Origin of the sequence: Qipengyuania proteolytica, from assembly GCF_019711565.1 — a bacterium.
Lineage (GTDB): Bacteria > Pseudomonadota > Alphaproteobacteria > Sphingomonadales > Sphingomonadaceae > Qipengyuania > Qipengyuania proteolytica.
Window position 1 is genome coordinate 1,054,930 of record NZ_JAIGNN010000001.1, and the last position, 16,646, is coordinate 1,071,575.

General features: G+C 64.1%; 17 protein-coding genes and 1 tRNA gene. 15 read left to right on the top strand and 3 right to left on the bottom strand.

Annotation, left to right across the window (positions count from 1 at the left end; translation table 11 throughout):
* Positions 1–71: 71 nt before the first annotated feature.
* The 12 genes from rimP to K3172_RS05220 all read left to right on the top strand — a co-directional run bounded on the left by rimP (position 72) and on the right by K3172_RS05220 (position 12,131).
* A complete protein-coding gene (gene rimP, locus K3172_RS05165; protein WP_221587596.1) occupies positions 72–635 on the top strand; it encodes a ribosome maturation protein RimP in 564 nt (187 codons plus the stop codon).
* Positions 635–2,299: a transcription termination factor NusA gene (gene nusA / locus K3172_RS05170; RefSeq protein WP_221587598.1), complete on the top strand. Its 1,665-nt coding sequence runs from the start codon at positions 635–637 to the stop codon at positions 2,297–2,299. Before rimP ends, nusA begins: the two co-directional genes overlap by 1 nt.
* A complete protein-coding gene (locus K3172_RS05175; RefSeq protein WP_221587600.1) occupies positions 2,280–2,993 on the top strand; it encodes a DUF448 domain-containing protein in 714 nt (237 codons plus the stop codon). Before nusA ends, K3172_RS05175 begins: the two co-directional genes overlap by 20 nt.
* 36 nt (positions 2,994–3,029) lie before the next feature.
* A complete protein-coding gene (gene infB, locus K3172_RS05180; RefSeq protein WP_221587603.1) occupies positions 3,030–5,534 on the top strand; it encodes a translation initiation factor IF-2 in 2,505 nt (834 codons plus the stop codon).
* On the top strand, positions 5,531–5,947 hold the full coding sequence (locus K3172_RS05185; RefSeq protein ID WP_345725596.1) for a PaaI family thioesterase: 417 nt from the start codon (positions 5,531–5,533) through the stop codon (positions 5,945–5,947). The genes infB and K3172_RS05185 overlap by 4 nt, the downstream gene beginning before the upstream one ends.
* A gap of 3 nt (positions 5,948–5,950) precedes the next feature.
* Positions 5,951–6,352 carry a 30S ribosome-binding factor RbfA gene (rbfA, locus tag K3172_RS05190; protein WP_221587606.1) on the top strand — a complete coding sequence of 134 codons (402 nt, stop codon included), beginning with the start codon at positions 5,951–5,953 and terminating at the stop codon, positions 6,350–6,352.
* Positions 6,352–6,930: a thymidine kinase gene (locus K3172_RS05195; RefSeq protein ID WP_221587608.1), complete on the top strand. Its 579-nt coding sequence runs from the start codon at positions 6,352–6,354 to the stop codon at positions 6,928–6,930. The genes rbfA and K3172_RS05195 overlap by 1 nt, the downstream gene beginning before the upstream one ends.
* A 24-nt stretch (positions 6,931–6,954) precedes the next feature.
* Positions 6,955–7,647 (top strand): site-2 protease family protein, encoded by a 693-nt coding sequence (locus K3172_RS05200; protein ID WP_221587610.1) that lies wholly within the window; start codon positions 6,955–6,957, stop codon positions 7,645–7,647.
* Positions 7,644–8,642 (top strand): tRNA pseudouridine(55) synthase TruB, encoded by a 999-nt coding sequence (gene truB, locus K3172_RS05205; RefSeq protein ID WP_221587612.1) that lies wholly within the window; start codon positions 7,644–7,646, stop codon positions 8,640–8,642. Before K3172_RS05200 ends, truB begins: the two co-directional genes overlap by 4 nt.
* A 4-nt stretch (positions 8,643–8,646) precedes the next feature.
* A complete protein-coding gene (gene rpsO, locus K3172_RS05210; protein WP_221587614.1) occupies positions 8,647–8,916 on the top strand; it encodes a 30S ribosomal protein S15 in 270 nt (89 codons plus the stop codon).
* Positions 8,917–9,090: 174 nt separating this feature from the next.
* Positions 9,091–11,382, top strand: a complete 2,292-nt coding sequence (gene pnp / locus K3172_RS05215) for a polyribonucleotide nucleotidyltransferase (protein ID WP_221587616.1) — start codon at positions 9,091–9,093, stop codon at positions 11,380–11,382.
* 68 nt (positions 11,383–11,450) lie between these two features.
* The gene (locus K3172_RS05220; protein ID WP_221587618.1) at positions 11,451–12,131 is read left to right on the top strand and encodes a spermidine synthase family protein; all 681 of its coding nucleotides are present in this window, start codon (positions 11,451–11,453) and stop codon (positions 12,129–12,131) included.
* Between the two features lie 12 nt (positions 12,132–12,143).
* Here the strand turns inward: K3172_RS05220 and K3172_RS05225 are convergent, their stop codons facing one another.
* Positions 12,144–12,671, bottom strand: coding sequence for a DUF1993 domain-containing protein (locus tag K3172_RS05225; protein ID WP_221587620.1), 528 nt, complete (start codon positions 12,669–12,671; stop codon positions 12,144–12,146).
* 71 nt (positions 12,672–12,742) lie between these two features.
* Entirely contained in the window at positions 12,743–13,417 is a 675-nt protein-coding gene (locus tag K3172_RS05230; protein ID WP_221587622.1) for a GcrA family cell cycle regulator, read from the bottom strand.
* A gap of 71 nt (positions 13,418–13,488) precedes the next feature.
* Here K3172_RS05230 and K3172_RS05235 point away from each other — a divergent pair, with 71 nt between their 5' ends.
* Positions 13,489–14,388, top strand: coding sequence for an ABC transporter permease (locus tag K3172_RS05235; protein WP_221587624.1), 900 nt, complete (start codon positions 13,489–13,491; stop codon positions 14,386–14,388).
* Between the two features lie 19 nt (positions 14,389–14,407).
* Here the strand turns inward: K3172_RS05235 and hspQ are convergent, their stop codons facing one another.
* Positions 14,408–14,788, bottom strand: coding sequence for a heat shock protein HspQ (gene hspQ / locus K3172_RS05240; protein WP_221587626.1), 381 nt, complete (start codon positions 14,786–14,788; stop codon positions 14,408–14,410).
* Between the two features lie 161 nt (positions 14,789–14,949).
* Here hspQ and K3172_RS05245 point away from each other — a divergent pair.
* Together K3172_RS05245 and K3172_RS15825 are read left to right on the top strand one after the other, a co-directional pair.
* A tRNA-Ser gene (locus K3172_RS05245) sits at positions 14,950–15,039 on the top strand.
* A gap of 941 nt (positions 15,040–15,980) precedes the next feature.
* On the top strand, positions 15,981–16,628 hold the full coding sequence (locus K3172_RS15825) for an Ig-like domain-containing protein (RefSeq protein WP_221587628.1): 648 nt from the start codon (positions 15,981–15,983) through the stop codon (positions 16,626–16,628).
* Positions 16,629–16,646 lie beyond the last annotated feature (18 nt).

Genomic DNA, 16,646 nt, shown 5'->3' on the forward strand with positions numbered 1-16,646 from the left:
GAAGGGCTGGCGCCGCAAGGGGCCGGCACCAAACCGCTGTGCAGCACAAGGTCATGCAAACCGGAGACCGAATGGCAGACATCGCACGCCTGATCGAAGTGATCGAACCCGAAGCGGCAGCGCTGGGTTTCGACCTCGTACGCGTGAAGATGATGCCGTCCGAAGCCGGTGACGGGGGCGAGGCCCTGCAGATCATGGCCGAAGACCCGGCGACCGGCCAGCTCATCATCGACCAGTGCGCCGCGCTCTCGCGCCGCGTGTCCGACCGGATCGACGCGCTGGAGGAGCAGGGCGAAGTGCTGATCGAAGGGGCCTACCATCTCGAGGTCAGTTCGCCCGGCATCGACCGCCCGCTCACTCGAGAGAAGGACTTCGCCAACTGGGCCGGCCATGAAGCCAAGATCAGCATGGTCAAGGGCTATGACGGCCAGCGCAACTACAAGGGTGAACTCAAGGGCATCGAGGGCGACGAGGTCGTTATCGAGGATGCCAAAGCGGGCGAGGTGAAGCTCGACCGTAACCAGATCCATTCGGCAAAGCTCGTCTTGACCGACGCGCTCATTGCCGCCACCCAGCCGCTCGATACGAGTGGTGCCGACGAACTCGTCGAAACTGAAGAAGAGGCAGACGACTGATGGCCAGCGCCATTTCCGCAAACAAGGCCGAACTCCTTGCAATCGCCAATGCGGTCGCATCGGAAAAGATGATCGACAAGGCCATCGTGATAGAAGCGATGGAAGAGGCGATCCAGAAGTCGGCCCGCAACCGCTACGGTGCGGAGAACGACATTCGCGCCAAGCTCGACCCGCAGACCGGCGACCTGCGCCTGTGGCGCGTCGTCGAGGTCGTCGAGGAAGTCGAGGACTACTTCAAGCAGGTCGACCTCAAGCAGGCGCAGAAGCTGCAGGCCGATGCCAAGGTGGGTGACTTCATCGTCGATCCGCTGCCGCCGGTCGATCTCGGCCGTATCGACGCCCAGAGCGCAAAGCAGGTGATCTTCCAGAAGGTCCGCGACGCCGAGCGCGAGCGCCAGTTCGAGGAATTCAAGGACCGCGCCGGGGAAGTCATCACCGGAGTGATCAAGTCGGTCGAATTTGGCCACGTGATCGTCAACCTCGGCCGCGCCGAGGGCGTTATCCGCCGCGACCAGCAGATCCCGCGCGAAGCCGCCCGTGTCGGCGAACGCGTCCGCGCGCTGATCACCAAGGTCGAACGCAACAACCGCGGCCCGCAGATTTTCCTCAGCCGCGCGCACCCCGACTTCATGAAGAAGCTGTTCGCGCAGGAAGTGCCCGAAATCTACGACGGCATCATCGAGATCAAGGCTGCCGCCCGCGACCCGGGCAGCCGCGCCAAGATCGGCGTGATCAGCCACGACAGCAGCATCGACCCGGTCGGCGCCTGCGTCGGCATGAAGGGCAGCCGCGTGCAGGCCGTCGTGCAGGAGCTGCAGGGCGAGAAGATCGACATCATCCCCTGGTCGGAAGATGGCGCGACCTTCATCGTGAACGCGCTTCAGCCGGCCACCGTCAGCCGCGTCGTACTCGACGAGGAAGAGGGCCGCATCGAAGTGGTCGTGCCCGATGACCAGCTGTCGCTCGCCATCGGTCGCCGCGGCCAGAACGTGCGTCTCGCCAGCCAGCTGACCGGCAACCAGATCGACATCATGACCGAGGAAGAAGCCTCGGAAAAGCGCAGCAAGGAATTCGCCGAACGCTCCAAGATGTTCGAAGAGGAACTCGACGTCGACGAAACGCTCTCGCAGCTGCTCGTCGCCGAAGGCTTCGTCGAGCTCGAGGAAGTCGCCTACGTCGAGCTCGAGGAACTCGCTTCGATCGAAGGCTTCGACGAGGACCTCGCCGAGGAACTGCAGAATCGCGCGCTGGAAGCGATCGAACGCCAGGAAGCTGCGCACCGCGAGGCACGCCGCGAACTGGGCGTCGAGGACGACCTCGCCGAACTGCCGCACATGACCGAAGCCATGCTGGTCACGCTGGGCAAGGCGGGCATCAAGACGCTCGACGATCTGGCCGACCTCGCCACCGACGAACTCATCGCCAAGAAGCGCGAAGCCCCGCGTCGCCGCAACAACGCCGACGGTCCGCCGATGCGGCGCCCCTCGGTGCGCGAGCAGGACAAGGGCGGTGTGCTGGGCGAGTACGGCCTGACCGAAGAGCAGGGCAACGAGATCATCATGGCCGCCCGCGCGCACTGGTTCGAGGACGAGGAAGCAGCTCCGGCTGCTCCCGCCGAAGACGCCGCAACCCAGGAGGCCGCCGATGCGGACTCCACCCAATGAGCGCCTGACGTCCGACATCGCTGACACGCCCAAGGCACGGAAAGCTTCCGAGCCCGAGCGGCGCTGTGTGATTTCCGGGGAGACCGCCCCGCGCGAGACACTCGTGCGGCTGGCGGTTTCGCCGTCCGGCCTGGTGCTGCCCGACGCGCAGGAAAAGGCGCCGGGCCGCGGGGCGTGGATCGGAGTCGACCGGGCGGGGTTGGAAGCCGCCATCGCATCGGGCAAGCTGAAGGCCGGGCTTTCGCGCGCCTTCAAGACGGGCGATCTCGAAATACCGGCCGAGCTGCCGCAGATGGTGGAAGATGCGCTCAAGCGCGTGCTGCTCGATCGGCTGGGGCTCGAAATGCGCGTCGGGCACCTTATCTTGGGCACGCAGCGCATTGCCGAAACGGCGCGCGGCGGGGCTGTAGCGCTGCTCGGTCACGCCAGCGATGCGAGCGAGGACGGGCGCAAGAAGCTCGATCAGGCCTGGCGCGTGGGGCGCGAGACGGAAGGCTCGGGAGAGCGGGGGATCACACTGCCTCTGGACCGCGACGCACTGTCTGTGGCATTGGGCCGCGACAATGTCGTCCATCTGGCGCTGGCGCACGATGCTGCGGCCGCGCGGGTGCTCAAGCCCCTTGTACGCCTCATGCTCTACATGGGGCACGATATGCCTGACGCAGATGGGCGCGCAATCGCGCGCGCCGAATGACGATTTGAACGATACGAAGAAGAGAAACGAGCAAGAATGAGCGACGACGACAAGAAACCGGCCCGTAAACCGCTGACCCTGAAGGGCGCGCAGCCGGGCGAGGTCAAGCAGACCTTCAGCCACGGCCGCACCAACAAGGTGGCGGTCGAGGTGAAGCGCCGCCGCAAGCTCGTGAAGCCGGGCGAGGCTGCGCCTCCGCCGCCGCCGCCCGCGCCCGAACCCGCGCCCGCTCCGGCCCCTGCTCCGGTCGCCGAAAAGCCGGCCCCGAAGAAAGCTGTCCCATCGGGCGAGACCCCGCAGGAACGCGTCGCCCGGCTCCAGCGTGAGGCCGAGGAAGATCGGCTGCGCGTCGCCGAGGAAGCCCGCAAGCGCGAGGAACAGGAAGCTCGCGACGCGGCTGCGGAGGAAAAGAAGCGCGCCGAGGATAATCGCAAGGCGGAAGAAGAAGCCGCCAAGCAGGCCGCCGAAGAGGCGAGCAAGCCCCAGGAAGAGCCTGCGCAGGATGAGGCGGAAGAGGCTGCCGAGGGCGACACCGGTGCCGCTGTGCCCGCGCCGCGCAAGTTCACGCCGGTCGCGCGCCCCGAGCCCAAGAAGCCCGAGCGCAAGAAAAAGGAAGAAAAGCCTGCGCGCGGGGCAGAAACCCCCGACAAGCGCCGTTCGGGCAAGCTCACCGTCAACCGTGCACTCAACGACGACGAAGGTCGCCGTGCCCGCTCGCTGGCGGCGCTGAAGCGTGCGCGCGAGAAGGAGCGCCGGTTGCAGGGTGGACCGCAGAAGGCCCGCGAGAAGCAGGTCCGCGACGTGGTCGTGCCCGAAGCGATCACCGTGGGCGAACTCGCCAAGCGCATGGGCGAGAAGGGCGCCGACCTCGTGAAGGAACTCTTCAACCTCGACATGATGGTCACCGTCAACCAGACGATCGACCAGGATACGGCGGAGCTGCTGGTCGAACAGTTCGGCCACAATATCCAGAAGGTGTCCGAGGCCGATGTCGACATTCAGAATGAAGAGGATGTCGATCCGGAAGAGACGCTCAAGCCGCGTCCGCCGGTCGTCACGATCATGGGTCATGTCGATCACGGCAAGACTTCGCTGCTCGACGCGCTGCGCGGCGCCAATGTGGTGAAGGGCGAAGCCGGCGGCATCACGCAGCACATCGGCAGCTACCAGGTGAAGACCAAGGGCGGCGATACGATCACGTTCCTCGACACGCCGGGCCACGCCGCCTTCACCGAAATGCGCCAGCGCGGCGCCAACGTGACGGATATCGTGGTGCTCGTGGTGGCGGCGGATGACGGGATCATGCCGCAGACGATCGAGGCCATCAATCATACCAAGGCCGCGGGCGTCCCGATGATCGTCGCCATCAACAAGATGGACAAGCCGGAAGCCGATCCGAACAACATCCGCAGCCGCCTGCTCGAACACGAAGTTATAGTGGAAGCGATGTCGGGTGACGTGCAGGACGTGGAGATCTCCGCCAAGGCGAAGACCGGTCTCGACGACCTGCTCGAAAAGATCGCGCTCCAGGCCGAACTGCTCGAACTGAAGGCTCGCCCGGACCGCATGGCCGAAGCGACCGTGATCGAAGCGCAGCTCGACAAGGGCCGCGGCCCGGTCGCGACCGTGCTGGTCAACCGCGGCACGCTCAAGCGTGGCGACACCTTCGTCGTCGGCACCGAAAGCGGCCGCGTCCGCGCCATCGTCAACGACCAGGGCAAGCAGATCAAGGAAGCCGGCCCCTCGATGCCGGTCGAAGTGCTCGGCCTCGGCGGCGTGCCGCGCGCCGGCGACCTGCTGACCGTGGTCGAAAACGAGCAGCGCGCCCGCGAAGTCGCGGCCTATCGCCAGGAAAAGGCGACCGAGAAGCGCACTGCACTCGCCCCCACCAGCTTCGACACGATGTTCAACAACCTCGCGTCGAACGTCATCGAATTCCCGGTGGTGGTGAAGGCCGACGTACAGGGGTCGGTTGAAGCAATTGTAACCGCCTTGCACAACCTCTCGAACGACGAGATCAAGGTCCGCGTGCTGCACGCAGGCGTGGGTGCGATCACCGAAAGCGACGTGACGCTGGCCTCGGCCTCGAACGCGCCGATCATCGGCTTCAACGTCCGGCCGAACGCGAAGGCGCGTGAACTCGTCAAGCGCGATGGCGTCGAGATGAAGTATTACGACGTCATCTATCACCTGACCGAGGAAATCGCGAAGGAGATGGCGGGCGAGCTTGGTCCGGAGCGGATCGAGAACGTCGTCGGTCGTGCCGCGGTCAAGGAAGTGTTCCGCTCGGGCAAGAAGGACAAGGCCGCCGGCCTGCTGGTCGAGGAAGGCGTCATCCGCAAGGGCCTCCACGCCCGCCTCACGCGCGACGACGTCATCGTTTCGGCGACCACCATCGCCTCGCTGCGGCGCTTCAAGGACGATGTGGACGAAGTGCGCGCCGGCCTCGAATGCGGTGTGGTCCTCGCCGACACGAACGACATCAAGCCGGGCGACCAGCTGGAAGTCTTCGAGGTCGAGGAGCGTGAACGCACGCTGTGAGCGGGGATCCGACCGAACACGCCCTGGGCCATGCCCATGCCGAACTGATGGGCGTGCAATTCGACAGCTTCGATGCGGAGCGTGAGGAAATCACGCTCCGCTTCCACGCTCCCGACAGCTTCATCACCCCGCGCGGCAGCGTGCAGGGCGGCCTCGTCGCGGGCTTCCTCGACGAGGTGATGGGCTGGGCGCATGTCTGGGCGACCGAGCAGCGCGAGGCGCCGCTCAACCTCGAGATTTCGATGAGCCTGCTGAAGCCGGTGCTTGCCGGACCACTGATCGGCAAGGGCCGGGTGGTGCGGCGTGGCCGCAAGGTCATCTTCCTGGAGGGACAGCTGTTCGACGAGGCTGGCAATTTGCTCGCCCGTTCGACCAGCACCGCCATCCCGACCCCGAGGCCGGTGAAGGAGTAAGCCGTGGCGAAGCACCAGCAATCCACCCCCGAACAGCAGTCGGTCCGCGTCCTCAAGGTGGGCGAGCGGGTGCGGCACATCCTGTCCGAACTGCTCGCGCGCGGCGAGGCGCATGACGACGTGCTGCGCGCGTCGCATATCTCGGTCACCGAAGTGCGCATGACGCCCGACCTGCGCAACGCCAAAGCCTATGTGAAGCCGCTGCTCGGGCAGGATGAGGCGGCGGTCATCAAGGCGCTGCGGACGAATACAGCCTTCTTCCAGAAGGAAGTCGCCAAGCGGCTGGGGCTGAAGTTCGCGCCCAAGCTGTCTTTCCAGCCCGACGAAAGCTTCGACGAGGCCGACCGGATCGAGCGGCTGCTGAACGATCCCAAGGTCGCGCGCGATCTCGACGACGAGGCCTGATGGCCAAGCTCTATTTCTACTATGCGAGCATGAATGCGGGGAAGAGTTCGACGCTCCTCCAGACCGCGTTCAATTACGGCGAGCGCGGCATGCGGGTGTCGCTATGGACCGCGGCGCTGGACGACCGGCCCGGCTTCGGCGCGATCTCGAGCCGGATCGGTCTCGCCAGCGATGCCCATCGCTACGAGCCGGAAACCGATATCGAGGCGCGGGTCCTGAGCGATCACGCCGAAAGCCCGCTCGCCTGCGTGCTGGTGGACGAGGCGCAGTTCCTGACTCGCGACCAGGTGTGGCAACTCGCCCGGCTGGCGGATGAGGGCGGGATACCGGTGCTTTGCTACGGGCTGCGCACCGATTTCCAAGGCGAGCTGTTTCCCGGTTCGGCCGCCTTGCTCGGCATTGCGGATGCGCTGGTCGAGATGAAGGCGGTGTGCGATTGCGGGCGCAAGGCGACGATGAACCTGCGCGTCGATGGGCAGGGCAAGGCCGTGAGCGAAGGCGCGCAGACCGAAATCGGCGGCAACGACCGCTATGTCGCCATGTGCCGCAAGCATTTCTGCGAAGCGCTGGCGGGTTAGCGCGCGCGACCCTATCTAGCGGGCATGACGGAAACTCTCATCTATGCGGCGGTCCTCGTACCCTGCCTGATCGTGGCGATCGTGTTCCACGAGGTGGCGCACGGCTATGTCGCGATGCTTCTGGGCGATCCCACTGCTAAGGAGCAGCGGCGGCTGTCGCTCAACCCGCTGCGGCATGTCGATCCGGTCGGCACATTGCTTGTGCCGGGCGCGCTGGCGCTGTTCGGCGGGCCGATCTTCGGCTGGGCTAAGCCTGTCCCGGTCAATGCCGCGCGGCTCAACAACCCGCGCTACGGCATGATGGCAGTCGCGGCCGCCGGGCCGGGGACGAACATCCTGCTGGCCCTGGTGGGTGCGGTTCTGGTCGGAATCCTTGCAGGTTTGGCCGTCACCTGGGGCACTTCGCTCCCCGAGTGGCTCATCACCATGTTCGGGGCGTTTATCACGATCAACGCCTTCCTCGCCTTCTTCAACCTGTTGCCGATTCCGCCGTTCGACGGCTCGCACATCCTCGGCGGCCTGTTGCCGCGGCGCTGGGCATCGCAATGGCAGAAGCTGCAGGCGATGGGCATGCTGCTGTTCATCGTCCTGATCGCGGCGACCTGGGCCTTCCCCAATGCGCGCTGGATCGAGAACACCGTGCTTCCGCCGGTCGAGTGGATCAGTGGCCTGTTCTTCTCGGTCGCGAACGGCATCGCCCAGTTCGTCGCCGGATGAGCGACCGCAAACCCGCCCCCCACGGCTGGCTGATCCTCGACAAGCCGCGCGGGCTCGGCTCGACGCAGGCGGTTTCCGCAGTCAAGCGCGTGCTGCGGCAGGGCGGCTATGCGAAGACGAAGGTCGGCCATGGCGGCACGCTGGACCCGCTCGCTGAAGGAGTCCTCCCCATCGCGCTGGGCGAAGCGACCAAGCTTGCCGGGCGCATGCTCGATAGCGACAAGATTTACGAATTCACGGTCCAATTCGGGGCGGAGACTGATACGCTCGACACTGAAGGCCAAGTGACCGAGCGCAGCGACCGGCGGCCGCCCATGGCCGCCATTGCCGCCGTCCTCGAGCATTTCACCGGCGAGATCGACCAGGTCCCGCCCGCCTATTCCGCGGTCAGGATCGACGGCAAGCGCGCCTACGACCGCGCCCGTGCGGGCGAGGAGGTCGAGATGAAGACGCGGCGGGTGACGATCCATTCGCTCACAACCGGGATTGGTGCGCGTACCGAGCCGCTCTATTCGACCTTTGCGACGACCGCGACGCGGCCCGATCCGGAGATCGGCTACGAACCGCTAGAACTGGCGGAGAGCATCACGCTGACGGCCCACGTGTCCAAGGGGACGTACATCCGTTCGCTTGCACGGGACATCGCGCGGGCGCTTGGAACCCTTGGTCACGTCACCTATCTGCGGCGTATCAAGGCTGGGCCCTTCCGCGAGGAACAGGCGATTTCGCTGGACAAGCTGGAGGAAATCGCTAAGGGCGCGGCCATTGAAAACCTCCTCCTGCCGCTCGAGGCGGGGCTGGACGACATCCCGGCCTTGCAACTCGATCCCGACAGCGCGCAGGCGGTCCGTCAGGGCCGGGTATTGTCGGGGCTGCCCCACACTGACGGGCTCTATTTCGCGAAGCTGGAGAAAACTCCGGTGGCGTTGATGGAACTCAGCGGAGGCATGGCCATGGTGGTCAGGGGCTTCAACCTACCGGATGTCGCGGAGTAAATGAATGTCGGTTACCACCGAGCGTAAAGCTGAAATCATCAAGGACAATGCGCAGGCCAAGGGCGACACCGGTTCGCCCGAAGTCCAGGTCGCCATCCTTACCGAGCGCATCCGCAACCTGACGGAGCACTTCAAGGACAACCACAAGGACAACCACTCGCGCCGTGGTCTTTTGATGATGGTCAACAAGCGCCGCAACCTGCTCGCCTATCTCAAGAAGAAGGATGTGGAGCGGTACAATGCGCTGATCGCGAAGCTGGGTCTTCGCAAGTAAGAGTTTCCGAAGGGGCGGCTCGCAAGGCCGCCCCTTCGTCTATCCGGCCCCTGCGCAATCCGGCGTGGGTGCCAGTCATGGGGGCGAAGACAGCCCCGCACCGGACCGGGACGGCATACCCGGCACTGCAGGCCCCGCACCGCAATCAGGCGCTGCGGGTCATAAGGAAAATACATGTTCGACACGAAAACCGTATCGCTGGAGTGGGGCGGAAAGACCCTCACTCTGGAAACCGGCCGCATTGCCCGTCAGGCTGACGGCGCGGTCCTCGCCACTTACGGCGAAACCGTCGTTCTCTGCGCGGTCACTGCCGCCAAGAGCGTCAAGGAAGGCCAGGACTTCTTCCCGCTGACCGTCCACTACCAGGAAAAATTCTCTTCGGCCGGCCGTATCCCGGGTGGCTTCTTCAAGCGCGAACGCGGCGCGACCGAAAAGGAAACGCTGACCAGCCGCCTGATCGACCGTCCGGTGCGCCCGCTGTTCCCCGAAGGTTTCTACAACGAAATCAACGTCATCGCGCAGGTCTTCAGCTATGATGGCGAGTGCGAGCCCGACGTTTTGGCGATGATCGCCGCCTCGGCTGCGCTGACCATTTCGGGCGTCCCCTTCATGGGCCCGATCGGCGCTTGCCGCGTCGGCTTCGCCAATGGCGAATACATCCTCAACCCGAAGCAGACCACCGCGCTGGCCGAAGACGGCCGCCTCGACCTGGTCGTCGCCGCCACGCACGACGCCGTGATGATGGTGGAATCGGAAGCCAAGGAACTGACCGAAGACGAAATGCTCGGCGCGGTGGCTTTCGCCCACGACAGCATCCGCCCGGTCGTCAAGGCAATCATCGATCTTGCCGAACAGGCTGCCAAGGAACCTTGGGAAGTGGCCTCGCAGGACGGCAATGACGACATGAAGTCGGCCATCAAGGCGATGATCGGCGACGATATCGCCGCTGCTTATAAGCTGACCGACAAGTCGGCCCGTTCGGACGCGCTCAATGCAGCGCGCGAGAAGGTCAAGGCGCACTATGCCAGCGAGGAATTCGACGGCCAGCAGCGCATGACCGCGATCAAGCTGACCAAGAAGATCGAAGCCGACATCGTGCGCGGCGCCATCCTCAAGGACGGCACCCGCATCGACGGCCGCAAGCTCGACCAGGTCCGCCCGATCGAAGCGATCGTCGGCGTGCTGCCGCGCGCACACGGTTCCTCGCTCTTCACCCGCGGTGAAACGCAGGCGCTGTGCTCGACCACGCTCGGTACCAAGGACAGCGAGCAGATGATCGACGGCCTCGAAGGCCTGTCGTACGAACGCTTCATGCTGCACTACAACTTCCCGCCCTACTCGGTCGGTGAAGTGGGCCGCTTCGGCGCTCCGTCGCGTCGCGACACGGGCCACGGCAAGCTGGCATGGCGCGCGCTGCACAACGTGCTGCCGAGCCATGACGACTTCCCCTACACCATCCGCGTCCTGTCGGACATCACCGAGTCCAACGGCTCGAGCTCGATGGCGACCGTGTGCGGCGGCTGTCTGTCGATGATGGACGCCGGCGTTCCGATCGAACGCCCGGTTTCGGGCATCGCGATGGGCCTGATCCTCGAAGGCGACGACTTCGCGGTCCTGTCGGACATCCTGGGTGACGAAGATCACCTCGGCGACATGGACTTCAAGGTCGCGGGCACCGAAGCCGGCATCACCACGATGCAGATGGACATCAAGGTCGCCGGCATCACGCAGGAAATCATGGGCAAGGCACTCGAGCAGGCGAAAGCCGGCCGTACGCACATCTTGGGCGAAATGCAGAAGGCCCTCGGCACCGCGCGTACCGAGGTCAGCAAGCATGCTCCGCGTATCGAGACGATCCAGATCGACAAGTCGAAGATCCGTGACGTCATCGGTACGGGCGGCAAGGTGATCCGCGAGATCGTCGCCGAAACCGGTGCCAAGGTGGACATCGACGACGAAGGCGTGATCAAGATATCCTCGTCTGACAGCGACCAGATCGAAGCCGCCAAGAAGTGGATCCTCGGCATCGTCGAGGAACCGGAAGTCGGCAAGATCTACGAAGGCAAGGTCGTCAACATCGTCGACTTCGGTGCATTCGTGAACTTCATGGGCGGCAAGGACGGTCTCGTCCACGTCAGCGAAATGAAGAACGAGCGCGTCGAAAAGCCGACCGACGTCGTGTCGGAAGGCCAGGAAGTGAAGGTCAAGGTCCTCGAGATCGACCAGCGCGGGAAGGTCCGCCTGTCGATGCGCGTCGTCGACCAGGAAACCGGCGAAGAGCTGGAGGACACCCGTCCGCCGCGCGAACCGCGCGGTGACCGTGGCCCGCGCAGCGACCGTGGCGGTGACCGTCGCGGCGGTCGTGGCGGTGATCGTGGTGGACGCGGCCCGCGTCGCGACCGCAGCGACCGCGACGGCGGCAACGGCGGTGGCGACAACCACGTGCCGGACTTCCTGAAGGACTAAGCCTCCGGGTATCGAAACAGGGAAGGGCCGCTCGACAGGGCGGCCCTTTTCGTATCTAGGATCTGCCCATGCTGCCCCGCGAGACCCTTGCCACCGCTGAAATCCCCGACGGGGACACGCTGACGCTGGTCAGCCACGGGCGCGATTTCATCATCATGCTCGGGCGCGACGAACTGATGGGCACGCGCATGCAGTTCTCCGAGGAACAGCTGGCTGTCCTGACCCTTGCGGAGCTGGAGGCGACCAAGCCGCGCGTGCTGATCGGCGGCTATGGCATGGGCTTCACCTATCGTGCCGCGCTCGACCGCCTGCCTGAGGGCGGAACGGTGGTCGTGGCCGAGATCGTGCCTGAGATTCTCGATTGGGCGAAGGGGCCGCTCGCGCATCTGACCGGCGACACGCTTGACGATCCGCGCGGCGAGATCGTGCTGTGTGACGTCGCGGCGCTGATCGACGATGCCAACGACGGCACCACCGCCAAATACGATGCGATCCTGCTCGACGTGGATAATGGCCCCGACGGGATCGTGCGCGATGCCAACTATCGCATTTACAGCAAGACCGGCCTCGGCAAGGCGCGCGACGCGTTGCGCCCGGGCGGGATCCTGGCGGTCTGGTCCGCTGCGCCCGACCACAAGTTCACCGTCCGCCTCAAGGAAAGCGGCTTCGACGTCGAGGTGCGCGAAGTGCGTGCGCGGCCCAACAACAAGGGGCCGCGCCACACGATCTGGTTTGCGCGCAAGCGCTAGTCGTCAGGACGCCTAGGCTGGCGGGCTGATCCGCACCCGGCCCATGAAATCGCGCTTGCCCACGGGCACTCCCTTCATGCGCAGGATGTCGTATGCCGTAGCACAGTGGAAATAGAAGTTCGGCTGGCTGAAGCTGAGGAGGAAATCCTCCGCCTTGAAGTCCATGCCGTTGCCCTTGAATTCGAAGCGCATCGGCTGGCCCATGAAGGCTTCCATGTCCTCTTCGGTCAGCGCTTTCATCGCTTCGACCGCCCCGGCGAGCTTGGCGCGCAGAGCGTCGAAAGTCGCTGGCGGGGGGGTGAGATCGGGTGAATAGACACCCTTGCGCACGCCTTCGATCGACCCTTGCGTATGCTCGGCCACGCATTTCACCTGATAGGAAAATGGCAGCATGTCTTCGTAGAGACAGGTCGCAATCATGTCGGCTTCGGACATGGCATTCTCGCCGCACCATTTTTCTGCCGTGTCGACGAGATGCCGGGCCGTACCGAGCATCTGCAGGGCGCTGGGAACATAGGCTGCGTGAAGCGAAATCGGCATTCAATTCTCTCCCTCGGGCAATGAAAAAGGCCCGGCGGTCTCGCGACTGCCGGGCCCTATCGGTCTGAGTTTTAGCGCACCCGCGGGCCGCCGAACGGCAGCGGGGGTGGGGGACGGCGCGCACCGCGCGGCAGCTGGGCCTGGTAGGCCCGGCCGCAATGTTCGACGCAATAGGGGAAGCCGGGGTTCACCTGCTCGCCGCAGAAGTGGAAGTCCGGTTCGCCCGGATGGCCCATCGGCCAGCGGCAGACCTTGTCCGACAGATCGAGCAGGCTGGTCTTGTCGGCAATCGACGGGTCTGGCTTGGCCGGCACGAGACGGCGCGGCGGGGCCGGCGGAATCGGGGCCTGCTGGTCGCCCGGGCCCTGGCGCAGGAAGCCGCCGGGGCCGACCGAGACGATCTTGGGCAGGTCGGGCCGCTTGTCCGGCAGAGGCTGCGTCGGGATTGCGGCATCCGCCTTGGGCGCGGGCTTTTCGGCAGGCTTCGCCGGAGCGGCAGCCTTGGGCGCGGGCTTGGGGGCGACAGGCTTGGGCGCTGGCTTGGGCGCTGCCGCCTTGGGCTTGGGCGCGGCCTTCTTCTCGTTCGCCTTGACCGGTGAGGGACGCGACTTGAGGCCGAGGCGATGCGCCTTGCCGATCACGGCATTGCGGCTGACGCCGCCCAGTTCATCGGCGATCTGGCTGGCGGTCGAGCCGCCTTCCCACATCTTCTTCAGCGTTGCGATCCGTTCGTCGGTCCAGCTCATTCGCGAATCCTGTATCCTTCAAGCCCACCGGCGCTTGCCAAGGTGGGGTAGGTGGCCGTAGGCGCTGGGCCATGGCCGATCAAGTCAATCCCGCCCCTGCAGGTGCCGAGCATTCCGACGCATCCTTAGTCGAAGGAGAAGGCGGAAACAGGGGGCGTTTCCCCGCTCGCGGTGTGCCGGTGATCACCGGGATCAACCGCGTGGGGCTGTGGAGCCTCTATATTAAGGAGGTCCGGCGGTTTCTCAAGGTCCAGACGCAGACAATCTGGGCTCCGGCGGTGACCACTCTGCTGTTTCTCGTGATCTTCTCGGTCGCGTTGGGACGCGGCGGGCGCGAGGTGCTGGGCGTCAATTTCCCGACCTTCGTCGCGCCGGGCCTGATTGCGATGGCGATGATGCAGAACGCCTTCGCCAATTCGTCGTTTTCGCTTCTCTCCGGAAAGATACAGGGGACGATCATCGACCTGCTCATGCCGCCGCTCTCGGAAGGCGAGCTGATGCTGGGCATCGTCGGCGCCGCCGTGACCCGCGGGATCGCGGTGGGCTTCGTAGTGGCGGCAGCCATGCTGCTCTATCCCGGCGTGAGCCTGGCCATGGCGCATCCCTGGGCTGTGGCGTGGTTCGGCCTGATGGGCACGGTCATGCTGTCGCTGCTCGGACTGATGGCGTCGATCTGGGCGGAGAAGTTCGATCATAACGCTGCGGTCACGAACTTCGTGATCTCCCCGCTGGCGATGCTTTCGGGGACCTTCTACATCATCGACCGGCTTGCCCCCACGTTTCAGGCGATCAGCCGCGCCAACCCGTTCTTCTACGTCATTTCGGGCTTCCGATACGGTTTCCTGGGCCAGAGCGACATCGGCGACGCCGCACATGTAGCGGGCGCTTCGCTGGGCTTGCTGGCATTCAACGCGCTTCTGGCGCTGATCGCCTACCGGCTGCTGAAATCGGGCTGGAAGATCAAGAACTGACGCAGGCGGCGCCGGCCGCTCAGTGCGTCAGGCTGCGACGCATGCGATAGCGCCCGTTCTCGAACTGCTGGAAATAGGCATGCACATCTGGGTGCTCGACCGGGCCGGCGATGGAATCGTTCAGCAGGTTCTGCTGGCTGACATAGGCGACGTAGGTATTCTCGTCGCTCTCGGCGAGCAGGTGGTAGAACGGCTGGTTGCGATCGGGCCGGATGTCCTCGGGGATCGCTGCGTACCACTCCTCGCTATTGGCGAAGACCGGGTCGATGTCGAAAATCACCCCGCGGAAGTCGAACACCTTGTGTTTGACGATATCGCCGATGGCGAAGCGGGTTTTCACGCGGCGCGGCGCCTCGATCGTGCGGCCGGCTTGGGCGGAGAAAAACTGTGCGCGTTCCATGTCTGAGCAGAATATGGTGCGCTGCGGCAGGGAAACAAGCGGACGACCTGCATCATCCCCCGATTTCACGCGGAAAAGGGGTTGGCAAGGGCGGGTGCCTCGGCTAATCGGCGCGCCTCGCTTCGACCTAGGGCTCTGGCCCGGAAGCGCACCCGACATGCGGAGAGGTGGCAGAGTGGTCGAATGCGCTGCACTCGAAATGCAGTATAGGGGCAACCCTATCGAGGGTTCGAATCCCTCCCTCTCCGCCATCGACGCTACACGCGACCGAAACCCGCAAGCGCTTCTTTCCTTCAACGCCCGTAGTAAAATGCTCGCTGAAGAGTCTCTCGACGAAGGCAGGTGAGCGCTTGGCTCGCTGGGTCCGCCAAAAGCTTCGGATCGCCGATCGGTGGTTCAGCCACACCATGCAGAGTGGCAGCGCTTCGAAACCTTTGCCCGGGATCGTCGCATGGCTGTGTATGAATGTCGCTTCGGTGGCGGCTTAGTGATCGACCGCCGTCAGTGTGTGGACTTTTCAGTTCAGACCGGAGTCCGCGAATGATCGTCGCGAACGGCGCAACTAGGTCGCAACGTGCAGTTCGGAAGGCACGAGAGAAAGCCTCGCCTTCGGCATCGTCCTTGGCAAGGTCAGCGGGTCTGGCTGGTTTGATAGGGCGGATAGTTGGCTTCAGGACCAAGAGCGAATTCCTCTTCTGGCGAAGCTGATTGAGCGAAGATCGCGTGTCCGCGCCGGGGCAGTGTCGACTTCCGCCCGGATCAAGACGGGGCCGATCTCGGCGATTCCCCCGTTGGCTTGATTTGACTGGAGGAGGCTGAAGTCCTTGCTGGCCACTCAACTGAGCGCGACTTCGCCGCCGTCCCAGATTCGAATCGGCTAACGCTCCTCTCCGATCCTGCACGGAGTGGCGGTCACGGGGCCACAGTCATCCAGGAAAAAATGCATCGATGCATTGCTGCGGCCCAATTTCGAATGCGGCGCACATTGTGCCGGAGCTGACAAAAACTACAAAGTAAAAGAAGAAAAAAAGAATTACAAAAACAAGAATCGCGATTTATTTAATAATTAACGAATCTAGTTGCGACGGAGGTGGAGAGAAATATAAAATTCCTAAAGGTTGCATTTTAGGTATTGAATGGTGCAAATAATTTTGCGATCTTCAAATAATTGAAGTCCAACAGGGGCACATTCATGTATCGTTTCGCGCTTTTTGCGGGCTGTTCGCTCGCTTCAATTTCGTGTGCCTCGTCGGTGACTGCTCAATCGAGCACAGAGTCTTTCAGTTATGATAGCTTGGGGAGGCTGATTAAGGTCGTTACCACGGGCTCTGGAAGTCAGAACAGTGGAGAGACGCAGTCAATCTGTTACGACGAGGTCGGAAACCGCACTCAATACGTCGCGAATACAAGTAGTGGAGCGACGGTTTGCACTAGCTCCGCATCGCCTCCGCCTCCTCCTCCTCCTCCTCCTCCTCCTCCTCCTCCTCCGCCGCCGCCGCCGCCTCCTCCTCCACCTCCCCCGAGCAACAGTCCGCCTGTAACGGGTGATGATTCTGTTTCGTCTTTGGGTTGCACAGGCTTCCTGTCGGCAAACCTGACGGCCAACGACAGCGATCCGGAAGGCAACACTCCGCTTGTCTTGAGGGCTATCGCGACGACCTCCGGCGGAGCAACGGCGAGCATTACTTCTTCGAGCAGCGTGCGAATTACGCTGAGTGGTGTCGCCTGGGACTACACGACATTCACCTATACGGTGGCCGACTCTCTTGGCGCCACTTCAACGGGATACCTCGATGTTTCTGCAGGAGGCTGCGGCGGAGGCCCGGTCGAAAACTTCTAACTGTCGCTGCCAGCCCAC

What these genes read in the sequence shown, in the direction of transcription:
- rimP (WP_221587596.1), top strand. Translation starts at nt 72, where the DNA reads ATGGCAGACATCGCACGCCTGATCGAAGTGATCGAACCCGAAGCGGCA.
- nusA (WP_221587598.1), top strand. Translation starts at nt 635, where the DNA reads ATGGCCAGCGCCATTTCCGCAAACAAGGCCGAACTCCTTGCAATCGCC.
- K3172_RS05175 (WP_221587600.1), top strand. Translation starts at nt 2,280, where the DNA reads ATGCGGACTCCACCCAATGAGCGCCTGACGTCCGACATCGCTGACACG.
- infB (WP_221587603.1), top strand. Translation starts at nt 3,030, where the DNA reads ATGAGCGACGACGACAAGAAACCGGCCCGTAAACCGCTGACCCTGAAG.
- K3172_RS05195 (WP_221587608.1), top strand. Translation starts at nt 6,352, where the DNA reads ATGGCCAAGCTCTATTTCTACTATGCGAGCATGAATGCGGGGAAGAGT.
- K3172_RS05200 (WP_221587610.1), top strand. Translation starts at nt 6,955, where the DNA reads ATGACGGAAACTCTCATCTATGCGGCGGTCCTCGTACCCTGCCTGATC.
- truB (WP_221587612.1), top strand. Translation starts at nt 7,644, where the DNA reads ATGAGCGACCGCAAACCCGCCCCCCACGGCTGGCTGATCCTCGACAAG.
- rpsO (WP_221587614.1), top strand. Translation starts at nt 8,647, where the DNA reads ATGTCGGTTACCACCGAGCGTAAAGCTGAAATCATCAAGGACAATGCG.
- pnp (WP_221587616.1), top strand. Translation starts at nt 9,091, where the DNA reads ATGTTCGACACGAAAACCGTATCGCTGGAGTGGGGCGGAAAGACCCTC.
- K3172_RS05220 (WP_221587618.1), top strand. Translation starts at nt 11,451, where the DNA reads ATGCTGCCCCGCGAGACCCTTGCCACCGCTGAAATCCCCGACGGGGAC.
- K3172_RS05225 (WP_221587620.1), bottom strand. Translation starts at nt 12,671, where the DNA reads ATGCCGATTTCGCTTCACGCAGCCTATGTTCCCAGCGCCCTGCAGATG.
- K3172_RS05230 (WP_221587622.1), bottom strand. Translation starts at nt 13,417, where the DNA reads ATGAGCTGGACCGACGAACGGATCGCAACGCTGAAGAAGATGTGGGAA.
- K3172_RS05235 (WP_221587624.1), top strand. Translation starts at nt 13,489, where the DNA reads ATGGCCGATCAAGTCAATCCCGCCCCTGCAGGTGCCGAGCATTCCGAC.
- hspQ (WP_221587626.1), bottom strand. Translation starts at nt 14,788, where the DNA reads ATGGAACGCGCACAGTTTTTCTCCGCCCAAGCCGGCCGCACGATCGAG.
- K3172_RS15825 (WP_221587628.1), top strand. Translation starts at nt 15,981, where the DNA reads ATGTATCGTTTCGCGCTTTTTGCGGGCTGTTCGCTCGCTTCAATTTCG.